The following is a 20,011-nucleotide window of genomic DNA, read 5'->3' as shown; positions in this document are numbered from 1 at the left end:
TTCTCGTCCGAGGATAGGGCTTGTCGCATGCTCACGGGGGCGGGTTACACAGCAGGGATGTGAGCCTCCTTGCCCCAACTCCAATTGTGTGCCACTAAGGGTTTTGCAAAATCGTGACAATTTGTGCCAGCCAAGGGGCATTGTGCGGCGGGGCTTGGCTCTGTAACCGTTGCGCAATCTGTGACCAAGCTGGCGCGGTGCTGTGGGTTAAGAGGGGGGTGCGGTTTTTGATGGGGCTGGCTTCGCCATCGTCCACTTGGTAATGGCGAAGTGGGCCAGGGCTCTGCCAAGCCACCACGCGTTCCTTGTGCGTGCGATCATAAGCCAGTTGAAAACGGACCAGTTGACCGGCCAGAGACCAAATAAAGAGATCCATATCCCCACTTTGAAACCACTGCTTCAGGGTGCCATCTGGCTGCAACTGACGGCCACGGGTTACTTCATCTAACATGGCACTGTGTCTTTCCGCATCGGGTGAGGGGGCCGTCTCTTGTTAGAAGGAGGAGCCGCCTCAAGCGCTCTCTTGGCTCGCGCTGGAGATGGGATCGACCAAGGGGGGCATGCGCATGGTAAATTGGGTTCCTTCCCCTAACACAGAGGTACAGTGGAGATCACCCCCTAATTGGTTGACCACCAGATCATAACAGACGTAGAGCCCTAACCCAGTACCCCCCTGGTGACGGCGGGTGGTATAAAAGGGCTCAAAAATACGCCCAATCGTTTCGTGGGCAATACCTGCACCATCATCGGCAAACAGCATCTCCAAGCTGCCATCGGTGGCCAACTGAAGATTGAGTTGGATCACCCCCGACTGTTTGCCATTATCATAGGCATGGGTCAAGCTGTTGATCAGTAGATTGGTGATGACCTGCTCTAAAATACCAGGAATCCCCCGGAATATGAGCTGCTCATGGCACTGAATGCGCACCCCTACAGGGGTGTTTTTAAAATGATTATGCAAGCTGCCCACCACATCATCCACCGCTTGACGGACATTAAAGCTGCGAACATCCAGCGAGGCTTGATCGGCTGAGGTGCGTTTAAAACGCACGATCATGTTGGCGGCGCGGGCAAGGTTTTTCTCTGTCAGCAGGGTCGCCTCATCCATCGTTTTGAGTTTATCCAATAGCTCCTGCTCGTGGACCTCTTCCTGCCCTAATATTTGCTGAATCTCGTCGAGCAAATTATGGATCTGTGATGAGGCCCCTACAGCGATGCCTATGGGGGTGTTGATTTCGTGGGTGAAGCCCCCAACCAATCGACCCAAGGATGCCATTTTTTCGGTCTGCACCAACTCTTTGCGGGCCACATCCAGCTGCATTAATTGAGTGTCACTGTGCAGCCGGGCACGCTGGTCGGCATAGCGTTTTTGCGCCATAACCAAGGCCACCGTGGTGATCACAAACACCACCACCCCATAGAGGGTGAAAATGCTGTTGCGCAAATGGTCAAAGATGCTCTGTAGCTCCTGCTGGGGAACATGGGAGATCACTTTCCAATGATAGGTGCGCTCAAGCAGCTTGCCCGGTTGGGGGTCTGCGCCACCGGCAACCGCAGTGATTTTGTGTTTTTCCAGGGGATAGATGGTATCAAACACAAACATCCCATTGCTGCCCACAATGGTGTTGCTATCATCTTGGCCCATATTGCTCCAAGCGATGGGAAAGGTTTGGCCAATATGGTGATGGTGTCGGTCAGGAAACATAAATCCCCATGCCTGTTCTGGGGTCGGGGCAATCAGCCAATAACCATCTTGGTTGACCAATAGCGGTCGGCTATAGACTCCTTGGCCTGTTTCGGAAAAGCGCTTTAAGAGGTTGTCGGCAAGGTAGTTGAGCAGCACCACCCCCCGTTTTACCCCTTTGCGGTCATACAATGGGGTGCCGATGCGTAACATGGGTTTAAAGGGCTCTTCGACCTTGCCATGTTCCACATTGAGATCCAGGGGTGAAAAATAGACCTCACCACGGTTTATGGCGAGGCTGTTAAAGAAATAGTAGCGGTTATGTTTATCCTGCAACTCTTGCCGGGGGACCACAGTGGCATGCCCCCCCTGAAAATTGATGCGGATAACCTCCATGCCTTGATCGTCAATAAAACGCACTTGGTCGTAGAGCTGTTTGGCTTGGGCAAAGCCTTGGAAGAGGCGGTTGACACGGGCGCGGTTGGCCACGCTGGGGTCATCCAAAAAATCCCCCAAGGCGTCTAAATTAACCAAAAAATCCAGGTCGCTATAGGTGCCTTTAAGATCGGCCATCACCAGCTTACGCAGCGCGTGAACCTCGTTGCGGGCGTGGCTCTCGATGAGGGCGATACGGTCTAACTTGTCCAGTTTATAGAGAAAATAGGTGAGCAGTGAGACCGCCAGCATCAAGGGAAAGAAGATGCCGATAAAGGTAACGACACGCGGCGTGGGTTTGGCTTGCATGGTTAAACCTTTACATTAAAGCGGTGGTTTTTTTAATGAGCGCACCAGCAGGCGGGCTGGGTGTACGGCGCACCATAGATCGGCCTCCAGCGGTAGCGGTCCCCCGCTCAAGAGGGCTGCCATGCACGCCCCAAACAGGGGGGCTGTGAGTAGCCCGCGTGAGCCCAAGCCGCCGATCAGATAAAGTCCGTCAATATAGACAGCGGGTTTCGCCAAGGAGACCCGCTTGCCCTGGTACAGGGTAGCATAATTGGTTCGATATGCCGATGGATTTATGAGGGGGCCAAACAGAGGAAAATGGTCCTTCATGGCGGCCCTTAGGGCTGCCCGTCCTTGGCGGGCGGGGCCTAACCACTGCTGACCCAGTTGGGGCAGGGTTTCGTTAAGTTGTTGCCAGACGAGCTGGTGCGCCTCGGGCTGGCACTCCGACCAAGAACAGTCACTGAGATCGTCCCATGGTCGATAGGTCGAGCCCAGTACCTGACAGAGCTGCCCCTGCTCATCCTGATAGGGCGGGGTAAGATAGCCACCAAACACCAAGGCATGTTGGTTAAGTGGGTTGGCCGCAGGCAAAATACTCAGTTGCCCCTGTACCGCCGTATTGGGTATCTCCGCTTCAGGGTAGAGCAGCGGGGCGGTGGCCCCTGCGGCAATCACCACCGCATCAAATGTCCCATAGTGACGTTGGGCGGTGTGCAGCGTCCAGCCTTCTGGCTGGGGGGCGAGACGGACGATCTCTGTCTGGTAGTGCGCCGTGACATCGGCCAGCAGTGCCGCACAGAGAACGCTGGGGTTAAGCGCCCCCGCCTGAGCATGCCATAGGCCACCACGGGGCAGGGGCGTGCCTAACTGTTGGCTGGCGGTAGCGGCATCCCACCATTGGGCATGTTGGGGGGGCCATGCGCTGTGAAACAGGGCCTGCTGCAAACGCTGGACATCGGCCTCGCTCTCCGCCATCTGCAACAAGCCACGGCCTGGGTGGTAAATCTCTGGGGTGTGTTGGGCCAGTTGGGCATAGAGATCAAGGGCATGAAAATAGGCTGCGGCATGAAAGCGCCCATCCAGACTTACCCCTGCGGTAAGGCGGGGACTGAACAGGCCCGAGGGATTGCCCGAGGCCTCGGCCCCTGGCTGGGCATGGCGTTCAAAGAGTGTAACCTGCAAGCCAGCCCGACGGCAGGCGTAAGCGCAGGCGGCCCCCGCAATGCCCGCACCAATGATCGCGACAGAGCTTACAGGCTCGCTGCGTTGGGGGGGGGCATACCAAGGGGGAATATTGGGTTTATGGGGGAGCGGATTTTCCAAAACACCCCGCAGACACTCCCGTTTTTGACCAAATCCTGGGGCTTTGTGCAGGGTAAAGCCCTGGGCACGCAGCCCCCGTTTAACCGTTCCGGCCACGGTAAAACTGGCCAGTCGAGTGCCGAGCCGACTTAGGCGGGAGAGTTGAGCAAACAGGGTATCACTCCACATCTCTGGGTTGCGGCTGGGGGCAAAACCATCCAGATACCAGCCATCGACCGTCGCGCTCAATTGGGCCAACATCGAAGCGGCGGGACCAAACAAGAGGGTAAGGGTGACGCGCCCTTGGGCGAGGGAGCGCTGGTGAAAACCGGCCACCGCTGGGGGCCACGCTTGCACCAGTGCGGCTGAGTGCGGTGCCAGCCAAGCAAAGGGCGCATGGGCGCGGGCGAGGGCGGCCTGATCCATGGGGTAGGCTTCGACGGCAATATAGTGCAGGCGGCCATGGGCGGGGGCGGTGGCCAGCCATAAATCAAGGGTCAATAAAAAGTTTAAACCGGTGCCAAAGCCCGTCTCTGCCAGGGTATAGTGGGGGCGTTGTTGCCAGCAGGCCGGAGCGTTGATCCCCTCTAAAAAGACATGGGTGGACTCTTCTGCGCCATGGGTGGGGGCGTAGTAAATGTCGTCAAACCTGGGGCTATAGGGGGTCTCATCGCTGTGCCATTGTAGGTCGGCTGTGCCGATGCCGGTTGTGTTGGGGGCCTGCTGCTTACTCATCAATCCTACCTTGTCGAAAAGGGTGCCTCGCTATTATTCCACAGCGATGGCTTTTGGCAAACGGTCCAAACGATCCCGATGGACAATATAGAGGGTGGCGGCCAAAATAATGGCAGCCCCCAACCATGTGTGTAGCGAGGTGGTTTCGTCAAAGATCCAAATGCCAAACCCTGTGGCGAAGAAAAGGCGGGTATAATCAAAGGGGGCAATAGCGGTGGCTTCGCCCACCTTATAGGCCCATACCAGCATGGCCGAAGCAAGATTGCCAAACGCACTGGCAAGGGCGATGAGTAGCAGGGCCTCCAGAGTGGGCCAGCGCCATACCCCCAATGCTAAAGGCAACGACAGCAGGGTAGAGGCAACCGCATAACGGCCAATAATGGTCAGGGTGGATTCGGTGCTGGACATGCGTTTAAACAACACCTGCACCATGGCAATCAACAGCGGGCTGAGGATGGCAGCCCACAAAGCCAAAGTAAACGGGGCATCGCCAGGGCGCAACATGACCACCACGCCCGCAAAGCCCACCAAGGTGGCACTCCAACGCCGCCAGTGAATGGATTCCCCCAAAAAAAGCACCGCAAGGGGGATCATAAATAGTGGGTTGGTGAAAGAGAGCGCGGTGACATCCGCCAAGGGTAAGTTGGCGTAGGCATAAAAGGTGGTGAGCATGGCTAAAATGCCGACCACCGCTCGTACGGCATGGATGCGTGGCCGTTGGGTGCGTAGAATAGCACCACCTTTGCGCAGCAGCAGGGGTAAGAGCAGCAGCATCCCAAACAGGCAGCGCAAAAAGACAATCTGCATGGCGTCTAAATCGCTACCGATCCATTTGACCAGCGCCCCAACGGTGGAGAAAAAGAGCCCGGCTTGCAGCAGCCATAGTGCCCCGCGCACGTTGGGGCTAAGGGTGCGTGCCAGATAGGCCTGTAGCGCGGTGGATGGGAACATGGTGGTTACTCGAAAGAGGTCAATGGTTGCTACCATACCGATCCTGATCGAGGAAAACAAAGAATACCTGTGAGAAGGGGCATTGGTGTGGCAATTGGACTGATTTTAGGGGGGGCACGCTCTGGTAAAACCGCTCTTGCGGAGCAGTGGGCCAAGCAGAGTGGTTGGCCGGTGGTGATGATCGCTACCGCCCGCAATGAGGATGCTGAGATGGCGCAGCGCATCGCCCGTCATCGGGCCTTGCGCCCCGCCCATTGGCAAACGGTGGAGGAGCCGGTGCAGTTGGCCGCCGTACTACAGCAGCATGCGGCGGCAGAGCGGTTTGTGGTGGTGGACTGTTTGACCCTGTGGTTAAGCAACCTGTTGATGCTCGATGAGCAGGGTGTGGCGCTGGCCCGTGAGCAGCAGGCGCTGCTGCGTGTGCTGGCTGAGTTGCCTGGGCAAGTGGTGATGGTGAGTAATGAAAGCGGCCTTGGCGTGGTGCCCATGGGGGCCTTGACACGGCGCTATGTGGATGCCGCAGGCGCGTTGCATCAAGCCGTGGCGGCGCGGGCCGAGCGGGTGGTGCTGACGGTGGCGGGGTTGCCCTTGGTGTTAAAAGGGTGAATATAGACAGGACGCATAACGACCCGCTCGGCACCGATTTAGTGTAGCTGCCCGCTGCCCGGCGCGGGTGGTAAGGAGGGCGGGGTGGAGCGGGGCGGGGAGTCCGGCTGGGGTTGGTAAGGTTCATCCTTGAGGGAGAAGGTTACCCCCCAATCCACTTGATTGACGCGGGTTAAGATCAACTTGCACACCGCATGGAGTAGGGTTACATCCATATTTACGGTCATACCCAGCCCCACTTTGGGGCGCAAAGAGAGCTCCAACAGCTTTTCTTTGGGGGTAAAGGTGATGGTGTGGACCAAAATGGGGGCATCCCCTAGGGGCAGGGTGCTGGCGTCTGCGCGATATTGACGCTCAAAGTCCACCTTTTCATTGGCACTTTGTTGGGCAAAATCCAACATCATCTCTTCGGCCTCGGGGGTGAGGGCGGTGGCGGTGCCGGTGGAAAATTGGCGTAAAAATTTAAGCAGCGCTGGCCAGACCCGTATGATTAAATGACGGGTTATCCAAAAGCGGTATTCATGGCTATGGGCATCGTTCAGACGCAGCAAGAGGCGATCCTCCTCCGCACTGTAGGCGATGTTGATCTGAAAGACGGCCTCATTATCATTAGAGCGGTTTTCGGTGTTGGACATACCATACCTTTTGGTGGATCAGTGGTGGTGCGTTGCTAACACATCCAAACCCCATGTTAGCGATCTGTGCCGATGGTTTCAACAGCTTGCCTGTCGCAAAGGCTTTTAATGGTCTCTGTTAAGGTGGCTGTAAGCACGCGCAAGTACCTAAGTCCATATAAAAGTGATCTTTATTTGGTTAAGGTGCGCCTGGTGGAACCACGCCGTGTCGGGCAGCTTATGGGAGATCGGTTTTTCTTGGATGCAGTATAAAAGTGCTCAAGTTTCGCAGTTCGTTGACCGATCAATTGGACTGATATTTGCCAACCAAGTCAAGGGCAAAGCTGCCTCGTGTATGCTATAATTCTGGTGTCGAATCAGTCAGATAGCTCAGGGACGAGGCCAGCTTCATGAATCAGCATAACAGGGAACAGGCTACTGTGCCTACCCCCATGATTGACGAGATCAAAACCCAATCCTTTGGAGTATTCGGCGTAGATAACGCTATCGTCGATTTTCTCCAGGAAATTGGCTTCCAGGCGATATTCAATCGGCGCGGATGGAGCAAACGAACGGGGAAGGATCTTCCGACGCTGATCATGTTACTGATCCTGCATCCTCTGTTGAAGGTGCCATCCATTCACCTTTTTTGCCGCGACCACTTTCTGTCGGTCTTCGCGGTAGGCAAGGATACCTTCTACCGGTTGCTCCAACGCCAATTTCCATGGCGGAATGCGCATTGGGCGCTAATCAAAAAGTTACTACCCCAGTGGCGAACGCTGGATCTCGGCCCCGGCTACCTTGTTGCCGATACCACCGTCAAAGAGAAGCGTGGTGATCGTATTGAAGGTGTTTGCTGGCATCATGACCACAATACCGGCCGCTCAGTTGCAGGTTTTGAAGCAGCCCACTTGGTCTGGGTTAACAAGCAGGGAACCTTGCCACTGGATGCCGCTTTGCGTTTTTCAAAGCGGCCTCTGATCAGCAATCTGCTCCACATCCTCAGTTACCGGTTCGATTGTCGCTCACATCTTGGACGGCGTTACCGTGAGGCGGCCAAGATGTCTAAGCTTGATCAGACTGTCGACATGGTTGCCAGAGCCATTCAAGCTGGGATTCCGGCCCAGTATTTTCTCGCCGATGCTTGGTACTCATCGGTTAAGTTCGTCAAGAAAATCCTGGATCTGGGCGTGGTCCCCCTGATCCGATGGAAGCGCAACAACACCAAGTTCCTATTCCAGGGCGAGAGACTGACCAGTGCCGAACTTTACACCCGGTTTGCCAAGGGCAAGATCAGGAAAGCTAAGGGGTCCAAGCGCTTCAAAGGAACCTTCCTAGATGCAGAGCACCCCGAAATCGGCCTTATACGTCTGTTCTTCGTCCGGCTGATCGATCCGAAAACCGGCTCGAAGGAGTGGGCCGTCTTTCTGACCACAGACCGGTCAATGGGGCTGTCAAATATGATCGAGCACTACGCCAACCGCTGGGGAATCGAAGTTTTCTACAAGGAATCCAAACAGCACCTTGGTTTCCTTAATGAATCCGTCCGATCCTTCGAAGCAGTCATCGCCTGCCTACACCTAGCTGCCATGCGCCATGCTGTTCTCTCCAGCATGGTGGCGATCAAAGGCAGCCAGCGGGATCAACTCGCCCACAATCTGGCCGCTTTGACCTATGCCCGAAAGCTCTGGCATACCTTCCGCGCCATCTTCAATGATGCCCTTGGCCGAACATCCATTCTTGAAAATCACCAAAAAAACGAGGTAATTGAACTCTTTGAACAGGAGGTCGAGGCTTGGCTCAGCAAGGCATTGATGCTCGATCCCCTTGGTTCACAACGTCAAATTCTGGCCGAAACGAACTGCGAAACTTGAGAAAAGTGGCTGTTGTACCATGTGACGATGGCATTTTTTCGGGTAAGCGTTTTTTATTCGAACATAAAAGCGTTGCTCAATGGGGATGTGTGCTTAGTCGAACAGAATCTTTAGGGTGATGTTTTGAAGAATGACACAAAAATACGGGCAAGTATGGTTGGATTGCATTGGCCAAGAGCAGGTAGGATGCTGCTGCTGGGGGGGGTGCTATGTCTGCCTATGGGGGGCGCTTTAGGGGCGCAGAACCTTCAAGGAGAGAGCGGTTTTGGGGATCTCTCTTTGGAAGAGTTGATGAGCATGGATCTGGTGGTGAGTTCGGCTTCCCGTCGCGATGAACGCTTGGCTGAGAGTGCCGCCGCAATTTTTGTGATCTCCCGTGAGGCGATTCAACGCAGCGGTGCAGAGCATATCCCAGAGCTGTTGCGAATGGTGCCGGGCCTTCAGGTGGCCCGCGTGGATGCCAGTAAATGGGCGGTTTCAGCCCGCGGCTTTAATGGTCAGTTTTCCAATAAATTGCTGGTGTTAATGGATGGCCGCTCTCTCTATAACCCGCTTTATTCAGGGGTGCGCTGGGATCTTCAGAGCATATCCCTAAACGATATTGAGCGGATTGAGGTGGTGCGTGGCCCCGGTGGCGCATTGTGGGGGGCCAATGCCGTCAATGGTGTCATCAATATCCTTACCCGCCACGCCAAAGAGAGCCGGGGCAATCAGCTCTCCGTGGGTGGGGGCAATCAGCACCAGGGCCATCTAAGCTATACCCATGGGGCCACCCTGGAGGATGGCAGCGATTATCGCGTAACTGGCAAACTCAACCGTTATGAACATGGCTATGATCCTCAGGGTGCCCATGATGATTGGCAGGATGCCCAGCTTAATTTTCGCCTAGATCGCGCGTTGGAGCGCGGGGCTGGATGGATGCTGCAAGGGGGAGTAACCCATGTGCGCAGTGGGCAGACGGTTCAAGTGCCTGATAATGCTGCGGTAGGTCTAAGCCGCGATCTGTATGAAGATAGCCGCCGCAGCAACCTCTATTTGGTCAGTCACTATCGTGGGGTTGAGCAGGCGGGGCGACAGTGGAATGGACAATTTAATTTTGAACATACCGCTTTGCAGGAGAGCGCCATTGAGATCCATAGCACCATTCTAGATGGTGATCTGCAATACCGTTTTCCAGGGGGTAACAACCACGCCTGGACAGTGGGTGGCGGGGGGCGGATGCTGCTGGATAATCTGCGTGGCTCAGATACCATTAGCTTAACGCCCCTCAATGATGTGAGCTTTTTGGTGAATGCTTATGTGCGAGATGCCATTGAGCTGCAACCCGGGCGTTGGAAACTAATTTGGGGCAGTAAATGGGAGTATCACCAAGCCAGTGGGCATAATCTGCAACCCAACGTGCGCTTGCTCTACACCCCTGATCGGCAGAGCAGTTATTGGGCGGCCATCTCCCGCGCGGTGCGCACCCCCGCGCGGATGGAGCGGGATGGTGCCATACGCCTAGCGGGTACCGGGGCGGCCTATGTTTCGCTCTATGGGGATAATGCCTATACCTCGGAAAAGCTGACAGCCTTTGAGTTGGGTATGCGCTATCAACCCAATCCACGTTGGATGTGGGATGGCGCGGTTTATATCAACCAATTTAAAGATTTGCGTTCTATAGAAAGCGATCCTGCCGATCCTACGCGGCGTTATGTGGCCAACTTGTTAAAAGGGGAAGGGGCTGGGCTGGAGTTGGCCCTCTCCTGGCAGCCCACGGCCCAGTTGCAGAGCCATCTGGCCTACACCTTAACCAAACTGTGGCTGCACAATGAGCCCACCAGTCAGGATACCACTCAGGCGTTGAGCCAAGAACAGTTGCAGCCCAGCCACCAACTACATTTACGGCTTAACTGGTCCCCCGATGGGGTGTGGCAGGTGGACCCCACTTTTCGTTATGTCTCGTCTATGGCCCATAAGGGGGTAGATGCCTACGCGACCATGGATCTACGTCTGGCCCGCGCCTTGACCAAACAGGTGCAGCTGGAGCTGGTAGGGCAAAATCTGTTGGATGCCCATAGTCGTGAATTTGTGACCTCTGATCTCTATAAAACCCGTTCCAGTGAGGTATCGCGCGCGCTCTTTTTACGTATGAATTGGGCCTTTTGATGCTCCGGCGTCTGCACATAGGCATCATCTTGCTGCTGCTAGGCGTGCCGTGTTTTGCATGGGCTGAGGATCTGCGTGCGTTATCCCTAAAAGGTGCTTACCTTTACAACATCTCTAAATTTGTCTATTGGCCAAGCGAGCAGCAAGGCGCCCTACACCTGTGTGTGTGGGGGGATGCCCCCTTGCAAGGGGTGATGGCCAAGATGCTCACCGGTAAGCGGGTGGCGGGGCGTGGGGTGACGGTGGTGGGCGAGCAAGCCAGTAGTAAAGTGTGCCAACTGCTCTATCTGGGCGAGGGCTGGCAGGGGGACGCGACGACGTTGCAAGCGCTTAATCATAAGGGGTTGGTGACGGTCTCGGACCACCCCGATTTTCTGGCTTTGGGGGGGATTGTGCAGCTGGTCGAGCAACAAAACCGTTTAAAATTCCGGATTCATCAGGGTCATGCTGAGGCCATGTCGGTGCAGTTTGCCGCCAAGCTTATGCAGTTGGCGCTGGAGATTGTACCTTGAGGGGGCGATCCATGGCGTTTGTACAGCGACTCTCCATCCATCAAAAACTGACCTTGATGGCAGTGGGGGCGACCCTTGTGGCGTTGCTGTTTTCGGCCAGCGCCTATATGGCGCGCGATTATTGGGGGCGGCGCGGAGCGTTGGAGACCCAATATCGCATTCAAGCTCAATTGATGGCGCAAAGCCTACAAGCGGCACTGGTTTTTAATGACGCCCCTAGTGCCACAGATCTGCTGTCGGCGCTAAAGGCCGATGGGCAGGTCCATAGCGCTTGGTTGTATGACCTGCGGGGGGAGGTGTTTAGCCGTTATGTGCGTGCCAATCTAAGCCGTGTTGTTCCACCGACGCCGGGCTCCTTGCCCATGTCGGGCTATCGTTTTGGTAAACGCCTGTTGGATTTGGCGGTGCCCGTTACCCTGCAAGGTGAGCGGGTGGGGCTTTTTTATCTTAGAGTCGACCTTAAACACTATTGGTCCATGTTGTGGCAAGATCTCTATCTGACGCTGCTGTTTCTGTTGTTGGCGGTATCGGCGGCTTACGTGATCGCCCAACGGATGCACCGTTTTATCACCACCCCCATTCAAGCCTTGGCGGCGGTGGCACAACAGGTAAGCAGAGAGCAAGACTATGCGGCTCGTGCGCCACAAATTCACACCCGTGACGAACTGCAACTGCTGGTGGAAGGCTTTAATGGCATGCTGGACGAAATCGGTCGGCAGGATGATGCCCTGCGCCAGCATCGGGATTCGTTAGAGGCGCAGGTTGCTCTGCGCACCACCGAACTGACGGTGCTTAACGGTGAGTTGGCCACGGCCAGAGATCAGGCTTTGGAGTCGGTTCGGTTAAAGTCAGAGTTTTTAGCAACCATGAGTCATGAGATTAGCACCCCCATGAATGGGGTGGTGGGCATGCTGGAGTTGCTGGATGAGAAAACCCTCTCACCCCAACAGCAGGAGTATGTGGAGATCGCCAAACACTCTGCTGAGGCGTTGCTGGCGATTATTAATGATATTCTGGATTTTTCAAAAGTCGAAGCTGGGCATTTGGTGCTGGAGTCAATCCCTTTTCAACCCTTAATGGAGATGGAAGAGGTGGTGGCCCTGCTGGCTCCGCGTGCTCAGGATAAAGGGGTTGCGTTGGTTACAGAGGCCCAATGGCAGGTTTTGCCTGGACAGGTGGTGGGGGATCCGCTGCGTTTTCGGCAGGTGTTGACCAATCTGATCGGTAATGCCATCAAATTTACCCAGCAGGGTGAGGTGGTGGTGGCGTTGGGTTGGCAAGCGGGGCAAGGTACGGCGGGGGTGCTGCACTTTTCGGTTAAGGATACCGGAGTGGGTATTGATGCCGACACCCAAAAAAAATTATTCCAGGTCTTTACCCAAGCAGACGGCTCCACCACCCGGCGCTTTGGTGGCAGCGGCTTAGGGTTGGCCATTTCACGCCAGCTTATCGAGTTACAGGGTGGGCAGATTGGTGTTGAGAGCGACCTGGGGCAAGGGGCGCATTTCTTTTTTAGCGTGCCCATGCTGGCCGCGGCGGCGCCGATTTTAGAGCCCTATATGGAGAGTGGGCTGGCCGATCCAAACAGACCGGTGTGGCTGTTAGAGCGTCATGAGGCCGCCGCAACCGCCTTGCAAGCCTTGTTGCACGCCTTGGGTCTCTCTTCGCAGCGCTTAGACGGGTTATCCGCTATCCTGACTTTGGGCAAGGAGCCGCCACCCCTGGTGTTGATTAACCTTAACGATTCTGCCCGTCCTGACGTGCTCTCTTGGTTGTTGGCGCATCCGCAGGTATGTAGCCGCTATGAAATAGCGCTTATGGGGTGGGCGACCTCTTTACAGGAGGCGCGCCATCACCTTGGTGAGAGTGTGCATTATCTACCCAAACCGGTACGCTTGGGGGAGATAACTCGGCTGCTGCAACAACGCATAAGGGCCGTTCCCGACGCGCCGGCACAGCCGCTACCGTTGCGAGGTCAGCTTTTGGTGGTGGAGGATAACCCGGTTAACCAAAAGGTGGCGCTGGCTATGCTCAGTGGTATGGGGGTTTCGGTACAGATCGTCAGTTCTGGGGCCGAAGCCTTGCAATGGTTACAGAAGCAAGCCTTTGATTTGGTGCTTATGGATCTGCATATGCCCACGATGAATGGTATTGAAACCTGCCGACAGTTGCGTCAATGGGAGCAGCAACAGGGGCGGCAATCGGTGGCGGTGGTGGCTTTGACCGCCAGCCAAGATCTTGTCGAACAGCAGCACTGTTTGGATGCAGGCATGGCCGATTTTTTAAGCAAGCCGCTGTCGGTGGAGCAACTCTACCAAGCGCTGGCCCGTTGGTTGCCGCCGCAGTCAGCCCCCGCAACCCCTGTGGTGCCCCTCTCTCAGCTCTTGAGTGAGCAGGCCATGCAGGGTTTGCAAGCGCAAGCGACTCAAGGGGCCAGTCGCGCTTTGTTAGAGCTATGGTTGCGCGATACCGATCAAGTGCTACAACGCCTGCCCACCTTGCTGGAGAGCCCTGCCGCCTTGATGCCGTTACTGCGTGGTTTGCAGGGGGGGGCGCAGCAGGTCGGTGCGCTGGAGATGGAGAGATTAGGGGATGCGTTATTGCGGTGGTCTGCCCAACCCCCGCATGGGATGGCCGATGGCGCGCTTTTGATCCAACGCCTACGCAATGGGCATACGCGTTTGCAACAGGCCATTAACACAACGTTATAAAACAATAATATGATGGTGTGCAGGGTGCGCGATCCCCTGTAAAAAAGGGATTGCTGAGGTTGTAGGAGAAATCTGCATGTTTGTCATATAAATGTTGCAAGAGCGTTGCGTGTGGGTCAAGCCGGATTGGTAAAAAAGGTGGCGCTAGAAATATAGAGGCGGCTTGGGAGAGACAGGCGTGCGGGCATGAGCCTTTATTTCTTCTTATCAGGCAAGCCGGGTGCGCAACCTTTGTAAGCAATGTTACCGGTGCCCATGTGGGTGGAAACGGACCATGATGAACGCCCTTGACGTAGATTTGGGTAAACAAGAGGATGGGGGAGGATTGCCCAGCTCCGATCCAGCCAAGCCACCCCCAGCCCGTACAGTTAGCAATACAGATACGGTCCGGTCGCTGATGCGGCCAACCACCATGATCCATGCAGAGGTACGGGCCAATGAGGTGGCGGAGTTGTTTCAGCGCGATCCCTTGCTGCGTATTGTGCCGGTTGTGGATGATGTACACCGCCCCATTGGGGCGGTCCATCGCAACCGTTTTATGGCGATCTTTTTAAGCCAGTTTGGGCACGATCTGTATGGACGTAAACCCATCCATCGGCTTATGTGTGACGAACCGCTGATTTTAGAGCAGAGCGTTACTTTGCAGGAGGCCAGCCGGATTATTACCGATAGCTCTTTGGTCCGAGATGAACATGATTTTGTGATCACGGAGGGTGGGCAGTGTGTGGGTGCCGGTTTTCTGTTAGACCTGTTGAAAAAAATCACAGAATTACAGATCAATTATGCACGCTATGCCAACCCGTTAACGCTGTTGCCAGGCAATGTGCCCATTTGTGAAGAGATTGATGCCTGTTTGGAGGAGCATAAGCCCTTTATTGTCTGTTATTTTGATCTGGATAATTTTAAACCCTTCAACGACGCCTATGGTTACGAAATGGGGGATCAGGTCATTCGTAAGGTGGCGGAGCTGCTGACGCAGCATGTGGATAGCCGGCGCGATTTTGTCGGTCACGTGGGGGGCGATGACTTTATTGTGCTGTTTCGGAGCGAAGATTGGCAAACCCGCACCGAAACCATGCTGCGTGAGTTTGAAGTGTATGCCCCCATTTGGTACAGCCCTGAAGATCGGGAAAAGGGCGGTATTGTCTCCCGTGATCGGCGTGGCACGGAGCGTTTTTTTGGCATTGTTTCTCTCTCCGTTGGCGCGGTTGAACCTGTGCGTGGGGCGTGTAAATCTCATCACGATGTCGCGAGCATGGCGGCCCATGCTAAAAAAATGGCCAAACAGACCGAAGGTAATTCCCTGTTTATTGATCGTCGTCACCAGCCCTGTTAGCCTTTTTTGCGCTGTCCAGCGCGTTTATTTCCCGATCGGTTTTCTTAAATATCCCATCTCCCTTTGCCAAATGGCCGTGGTCATGACAAACTCTCCACGTTTGGTCCTCTTTTACGGATTAGGAGTTTTCCATGATTGTGGTGATGAATCGAATTCCCGTACACAAAGAACATCATGCTGATTTTGAAGAGCGGTTTCGCAACCGCGCTGGCTTGGTGGACCGTTCTCCTGGTTTTATCCGCAATGTCATTTTGCGTCCGGCTGAAGAGAGCAGCGAATACCATGTGGTCATGACCTTTTGGGAGAGCCAAGCGCATTTTATGGCCTGGACCAAAAGCGATGCCTTTCGTGAGGCCCACAAAAATGCCGGCAATCAGCCAGAGATCTATAAAGGCCCTAACGTATTTGAGATGTATGAAGCCGTCAGTGAAACTGTCGCAGCCAAAGATTGAGGGCAGCTTGTTGTACCGCTAATCCTTGGCGTTAGATGAGGCTGAGTTTGGCTCTGTGGGGCGTGTTGACGGTGTGCTGGCTAGGGTGCCGCTACCTTGACAGGTGGGGCAGGACTCAAAACAGCAACCCTGCATACAGCAATCATCGTTTCCCCAAAACAGTCTGCCTTGCCCCTTGCATTGGGGGCAGGTTTGTTGGGTCGGGTCTTGTTCAGCCATGCGCGCGCTCGGCTTTGCGGGGTGCTGTAGGTGATTTACGCCGGTGGGCACTGTTGAAGGGTCTCCTGAATGGCCTTAACATGGCAGTGGCAGTGCTCCCCTTGTTTGGGGGCCAGACCGTTGTTCTGCATACGGCAATAGTCGCTATGGTCGCCGTTGCCGTGGGGGATTTGCAGCAGGGTTTTGCGAAGCTGTTCTATCTGCTGCTGGCTCTCAAGCAGGGTGCCGAGCAGTTCAGGCAGTAGCGCGTTTTGCTGTGCCACACTTAAAGAACCTGTCTGTAGCTGTTGTTGGAGGGTGTGTAAGGTGGTGAGAAGGGATCCATTGGTGGGGAGTAAAGGCATACCACGATGCTCCAAACAAGAAAAAAAGCCCGCCTAAAGGCGGGCTTTTTTGGGTAAGAATAGGGCTTAATAAAGCAGCGAGTTCTTGAAATTTTGCGCCATCGCTTGTTGCTGAGGATCCAGTACCTGCATAAGTCCAGCAAAGGCCTCATTGACAGCGGGATCTTGCACAATGCTGCTCTTGGGATCCACTGCTTTGGCGGCTTCTACGAGGGCATTCCAGGCTTGCTCTTGATCGGGACGAACGCCAAGCTTACCTTTGAGCATGGCGACATCCTCTGCGGAAAAGCGCTGGGCAGGTGCGGCCATGCCAAAGTTGGGGTAAAAGGGTACAGAGGGTGCGTAACCATAGCCAGGGTAAGGTGCGTAACCATAACCAGGATAGGCATAACCAGGATAGCCGTAGGGGGCGTAGCCATAACCAGGGCCGCCCCAGCCATTGTTCCAGGGTGCGCCGCCGCCCCAGCCATTGTTCCAAGGGGCGTCATAGCTGTTCCAGGGGCCGTTAAAATTGTTCCAGGGGCCACCATTGCCAAACCATGCCTGGGCATCTTTGGTCGGGGTAACGGTGGCAGCCAAGGCCAGCAGGGATGCCGCCAGGGCGAGGGTCGTGGTTTTTGTTGCCAGTGCCATGGGTTCTATCTCCTAAAGCAATCCTTAATGGTGGGGATTCTTGCATTATCCGCTCAACACCAGCCGTGCCTGCTCAAGACTGATTCATCGGCTGTCCTGTACATCCACTCCTATCGGATAGCATTTTGATCGTTAAATTGCAAGTAAATTGGTCGATTTCTTCCTGTAAAATCAATGATCCATGGCTTGGTACAGGGAGTCTAGCAAACCTGTCGATCCCAAATGGGCTTGCATGGGGGCAGCGTGAGCAGGCCCCTGGCAGAGCAGGGCTTCTCCGTCCAAGCCCAAACACTCAACACGGGTAAGGTGGTAGCCTTGGCCCGTTAGGGGGCTGTTTTTTGGTGAGGGATGAGCGGAACCAACGGATCGGTGGGTGACCGCTCAGCGTCTTAAAGTGAGAGGTAAAAGTTATCCATGATGACAAACAGCTGGGCACGGTGGTTATCAAAATCATCCAACCGTTGCAGCGCGGCGGCACGGTCGCCACGGTGCAGGGCATCCAGCACGCGTTCGGCGAGATTACGTAACGCTATGCTGCCCGCATAGAGGGCTTCAAACTTTTCGTTGCCGGCAAACTGGGGCTTCGCTTCGTTTTCCAGCCAAGCATAATAGTCACATTTGTCGGTTAATTTATCCCCTAACTCAAGGTGGGACATGCGGCCCTCAATGACCTGCCCGAGCATGTTGACCCAATCGAGCGCGCTGGATTTAAAGCAGTCGGTGTCAAAAACCTTTTCCGCAATCTGTAACTCTTGATGGGAGTTGTTTAGGGCGGTACTGGTGGCGTACACGGTGTTGGTTAATTTGCCCAAATACTCCACGGTACGGCGTAGATAGGTGGCTAATTGGAAGGCCCGTTGCATCTTGTCACCGCCCGAAGCCTGCTGCGTCTGCTGAGCAAAGGCGTTGACCGATTGAATAAATTGGTTAGCCTCTTCGGTCTGTTGGGAGACATGACCCGCCATTTTGGCCAAATTGGCGGATGCTCCGGCGATGTCGGTGGTGCCTACCGCAGCTTCGGCGGCAGAGCGGGCTACCTCATGGGCGGCCTGCTGCAACTCTTCGGCATTGCGGGTAACCGTAGAGCCCGATTCGGATACCTTATCGACCGCTACATGAATCTGTTCCGCCGAGCGGGACTGGTTATCAACCGCCAAGTTAATATTGGCGTTGATCTTGGTAATATGCTCAATGTTGCTATTTACTTCTCGTGAAATAAGGTCAGCCTGGTTGGTGTGTCCCTGAATCTCTTCAACCCGCTTAGAGATCAATTTGGTGGCGCTGGCGGTCTGTTGGGCCAGCTCTTTAACCTCGTTGGCGACCACCGCAAAGCCCTTGCCCGCCTCACCCGCCCCAGCTGCTTCAATCGAGGCATTCAGGGCCAGCATATTGGTCTGCCCTGCGATGGCGTTGATGATATCCACCACTTTGCCAATTTCATGGGCCGATTCGGTTAAATCATTCATGGCATTGCGGGTGTTTTGAGCTTGGTTCGCGGCTGTGGTGGAAGCCGCATTGGCCTGTTCACACAGGCTGCGTATCTGATTTTGATTTTGCGCCAGTTCAGAAATGGCATGTACAACGGTACTCACTTCGTCATCTACTCGCCGCAAGCTGGTGTTTACCTGCTCAATATTGGCGTTCATCTGCTCGGCGGCGGCGGCCATGGTGTGGACATTTTGGCTGGCGATTTCAGCAGAGTCGGCAATACCGCCAATCTCACCGGTGAGTCGGTTGATGTCCGCCGCAATGCCCTGAATACGCACGCTGGCTTGGGAGACCGAATTTTGCATTTCGGAGAGCCCTTGCCCCATTTTTTGGTTATCCTGGGCCAGCTCTTGGTTGATGGTATGTGCCTCTTCGGCGTCATTACGCAAGATCTGTTGCACATATTGCAATTGGGCGACACAGACGTTTAGGGTGGTGGATTGTACCTCAATGGTATCGACTGTGCCGGTCAGATTGTCGGTCATGTGGTTGACCTGGGTGACAATCTCATCCAGCTCATCCTGGGCATCCACCGTGGCGTGGCTGGTGGTGATACGGTTGGTAAGATCGCCGTCGGCCAGCACATGCAGGGCACGGCTAATATGGTTTAAAGGGCAGGTTAAGGTGCGCCGTAACATGAAGCCCAAGAGGGCCAAAAAGGCCAAGTTGGCGGCGATCAAGACCAAGAGCGCCTTTAACTTGGTGTCGGCTATTTTGCGCTCGACCTCCTGGAGGGAGGTGGTAATCTGAAACACACCGCGAATCCGTTCTTCTGGGTCGTGGCAACTGTGGCACTGGGGCTGGTTAAAGAGTGGGCTTAGGATGGTGATGAGATTTTCCCCATCGGGGCTGGTCTCCCGGATAAAACGGGCGTGGTCGTCGGTCTGCTGGAGCACCTCTTTAAAAATGGCCTCGCCCTGTGCGCCAAGGGGAATAGGGGTGTCGGATTCAAAAGCATCCTCATCCTGGGGGGGCATGTTGGTGATGCTGTTGGTGGCTCGCGCGATAAAGCTTTCGCGCTCCTCCCCCTCCAGCCCCTCTTCGTCGGCTTTTTCAGCGGCACTGTTGATTAAGTCTTCACGAGAACGGTAAAAAGCCAATGAGCGATCAGTGCGCAAAATGCGGAACGTTTTTAGCCCTTTAACCTGTTTAAAGTTGGTTTTGTAATCATGGGCAATGCTGGAGCTACCCGCCAGCATGATGGTTTGCAGGCCCAGCTTAGCCCCCTCGGCGAGCTGTCGAATGCCCCCCTCGTGCTGCTCCAGCAGGCTTTTTTCCATAGTGTGGATGACAAAACCGCCCATCCCCAGCAAGCTGATGGTCCCTATAATGCCGACCACCACCAGGATTTTTAAACCGACCTTTTTTTGCACAATGGCAAACATGGGCAATCCGAAAAGTTGTGTTTTAACAGGATTGGGCAACGCATTCGCGATCTTAAAAGGGAAGGCGAGACTTCTTCAATAGAAGTGCGAGACCCAATGTGCACTACCCATTCAACAGTCTGTGCTTTTTGCAAGAGTGCGGACTGTAGCTTGGCGCTCTTACTGGGCTGACGCTGTTAGCGGGGCCGCTCCAGGAGCGCACCATTCTGAGTGGCTAACTTGCCGCCGAGTGTGTTAGACAGATTGGCTGACGATTGGTTGGGTGCGCCAATGTCGTCGCTGACCGGATGG

At 55.0% G+C, this 20,011-nt stretch carries 15 protein-coding genes; 7 read left to right on the top strand and 8 right to left on the bottom strand.

What is annotated here, in order from left to right; genetic code table 11:
• Positions 1 to 94 precede the first annotated feature (94 nt).
• The 4 genes from MMC1_RS12185 to MMC1_RS12170 are packed head-to-tail and all read right to left on the bottom strand — an operon-like array spanning position 95 to position 5,434.
• Positions 95 to 451: a hypothetical protein gene (locus MMC1_RS12185; protein ID WP_011713999.1), complete on the bottom strand. Its 357-nt coding sequence runs from the start codon at positions 449 to 451 to the stop codon at positions 95 to 97.
• Positions 452 to 511: 60 nt separating this feature from the next.
• The gene (locus tag MMC1_RS12180) at positions 512 to 2,428 is read right to left on the bottom strand and encodes a sensor histidine kinase (RefSeq protein WP_011713998.1); all 1,917 of its coding nucleotides are present in this window, start codon (positions 2,426 to 2,428) and stop codon (positions 512 to 514) included.
• 15 nt (positions 2,429 to 2,443) lie between these two features.
• Positions 2,444 to 4,447, bottom strand: coding sequence for a bifunctional tRNA (5-methylaminomethyl-2-thiouridine)(34)-methyltransferase MnmC2/FAD-dependent 5-carboxymethylaminomethyl-2-thiouridine(34) oxidoreductase MnmC1 (gene mnmC / locus MMC1_RS12175; protein ID WP_011713997.1), 2,004 nt, complete (start codon positions 4,445 to 4,447; stop codon positions 2,444 to 2,446).
• 33 nt (positions 4,448 to 4,480) lie between these two features.
• Entirely contained in the window at positions 4,481 to 5,434 is a 954-nt protein-coding gene (locus MMC1_RS12170) for a DMT family transporter (protein WP_011713996.1), read from the bottom strand.
• A gap of 51 nt (positions 5,435 to 5,485) precedes the next feature.
• Here MMC1_RS12170 and cobU point away from each other — a divergent pair, with 51 nt between their 5' ends.
• Entirely contained in the window at positions 5,486 to 6,004 is a 519-nt protein-coding gene (gene cobU / locus MMC1_RS12165) for a bifunctional adenosylcobinamide kinase/adenosylcobinamide-phosphate guanylyltransferase (protein ID WP_011713995.1), read from the top strand.
• A 38-nt stretch (positions 6,005 to 6,042) separates the two neighbouring features.
• Here the strand turns inward: cobU and MMC1_RS12160 are convergent, their stop codons facing one another.
• Complete coding sequence (locus tag MMC1_RS12160; protein WP_011713994.1) at positions 6,043 to 6,639, bottom strand: hypothetical protein; 597 nt, start codon at positions 6,637 to 6,639, stop codon at positions 6,043 to 6,045.
• A gap of 389 nt (positions 6,640 to 7,028) precedes the next feature.
• On the opposite strand from MMC1_RS12160, the gene MMC1_RS12155 reads away from it, so the two are divergent.
• The 6 genes from MMC1_RS12155 (at position 7,029) to MMC1_RS12130 (ending at position 15,651) form a co-directional block, all read left to right on the top strand.
• The gene (locus MMC1_RS12155; RefSeq protein WP_011711719.1) at positions 7,029 to 8,492 is read left to right on the top strand and encodes an IS4-like element ISMasp2 family transposase; all 1,464 of its coding nucleotides are present in this window, start codon (positions 7,029 to 7,031) and stop codon (positions 8,490 to 8,492) included.
• 186 nt (positions 8,493 to 8,678) lie between these two features.
• Positions 8,679 to 10,640, top strand: a complete 1,962-nt coding sequence (locus MMC1_RS12150; RefSeq protein ID WP_041641214.1) for a TonB-dependent receptor plug domain-containing protein — start codon at positions 8,679 to 8,681, stop codon at positions 10,638 to 10,640.
• The gene (locus tag MMC1_RS12145) at positions 10,640 to 11,152 is read left to right on the top strand and encodes a YfiR family protein (protein WP_011713992.1); all 513 of its coding nucleotides are present in this window, start codon (positions 10,640 to 10,642) and stop codon (positions 11,150 to 11,152) included. Before MMC1_RS12150 ends, MMC1_RS12145 begins: the two co-directional genes overlap by 1 nt.
• An 11-nt stretch (positions 11,153 to 11,163) precedes the next feature.
• A complete protein-coding gene (locus tag MMC1_RS12140) occupies positions 11,164 to 13,863 on the top strand; it encodes a response regulator (protein WP_011713991.1) in 2,700 nt (899 codons plus the stop codon).
• A 274-nt stretch (positions 13,864 to 14,137) separates the two neighbouring features.
• Positions 14,138 to 15,199: a GGDEF domain-containing protein gene (locus tag MMC1_RS12135; protein ID WP_011713990.1), complete on the top strand. Its 1,062-nt coding sequence runs from the start codon at positions 14,138 to 14,140 to the stop codon at positions 15,197 to 15,199.
• A gap of 131 nt (positions 15,200 to 15,330) precedes the next feature.
• Positions 15,331 to 15,651 carry an antibiotic biosynthesis monooxygenase family protein gene (locus tag MMC1_RS12130; protein ID WP_011713989.1) on the top strand — a complete coding sequence of 107 codons (321 nt, stop codon included), beginning with the start codon at positions 15,331 to 15,333 and terminating at the stop codon, positions 15,649 to 15,651.
• Between the two features lie 254 nt (positions 15,652 to 15,905).
• On the opposite strand, the gene MMC1_RS12125 is transcribed toward MMC1_RS12130, so the two are convergent.
• The 3 genes from MMC1_RS12125 to MMC1_RS12115 form a co-directional block, all read right to left on the bottom strand.
• A complete protein-coding gene (locus tag MMC1_RS12125; RefSeq protein WP_011713988.1) occupies positions 15,906 to 16,214 on the bottom strand; it encodes a hypothetical protein in 309 nt (102 codons plus the stop codon).
• A 66-nt stretch (positions 16,215 to 16,280) separates the two neighbouring features.
• Positions 16,281 to 16,847 (bottom strand): hypothetical protein, encoded by a 567-nt coding sequence (locus MMC1_RS22090; RefSeq protein ID WP_011713987.1) that lies wholly within the window; start codon positions 16,845 to 16,847, stop codon positions 16,281 to 16,283.
• 389 nt (positions 16,848 to 17,236) lie between these two features.
• Complete coding sequence (locus tag MMC1_RS12115; protein ID WP_011713986.1) at positions 17,237 to 19,720, bottom strand: methyl-accepting chemotaxis protein; 2,484 nt, start codon at positions 19,718 to 19,720, stop codon at positions 17,237 to 17,239.
• Positions 19,721 to 20,011 lie beyond the last annotated feature (291 nt).

The sequence above is a fragment of the Magnetococcus marinus MC-1 genome (assembly GCF_000014865.1).
Taxonomy (GTDB): Bacteria; Pseudomonadota; Magnetococcia; order Magnetococcales; family Magnetococcaceae; genus Magnetococcus; species Magnetococcus marinus.
Note: the sequence above shows the minus strand (reverse complement) of the source record. Positions and strands in the feature narration are given on the sequence as shown.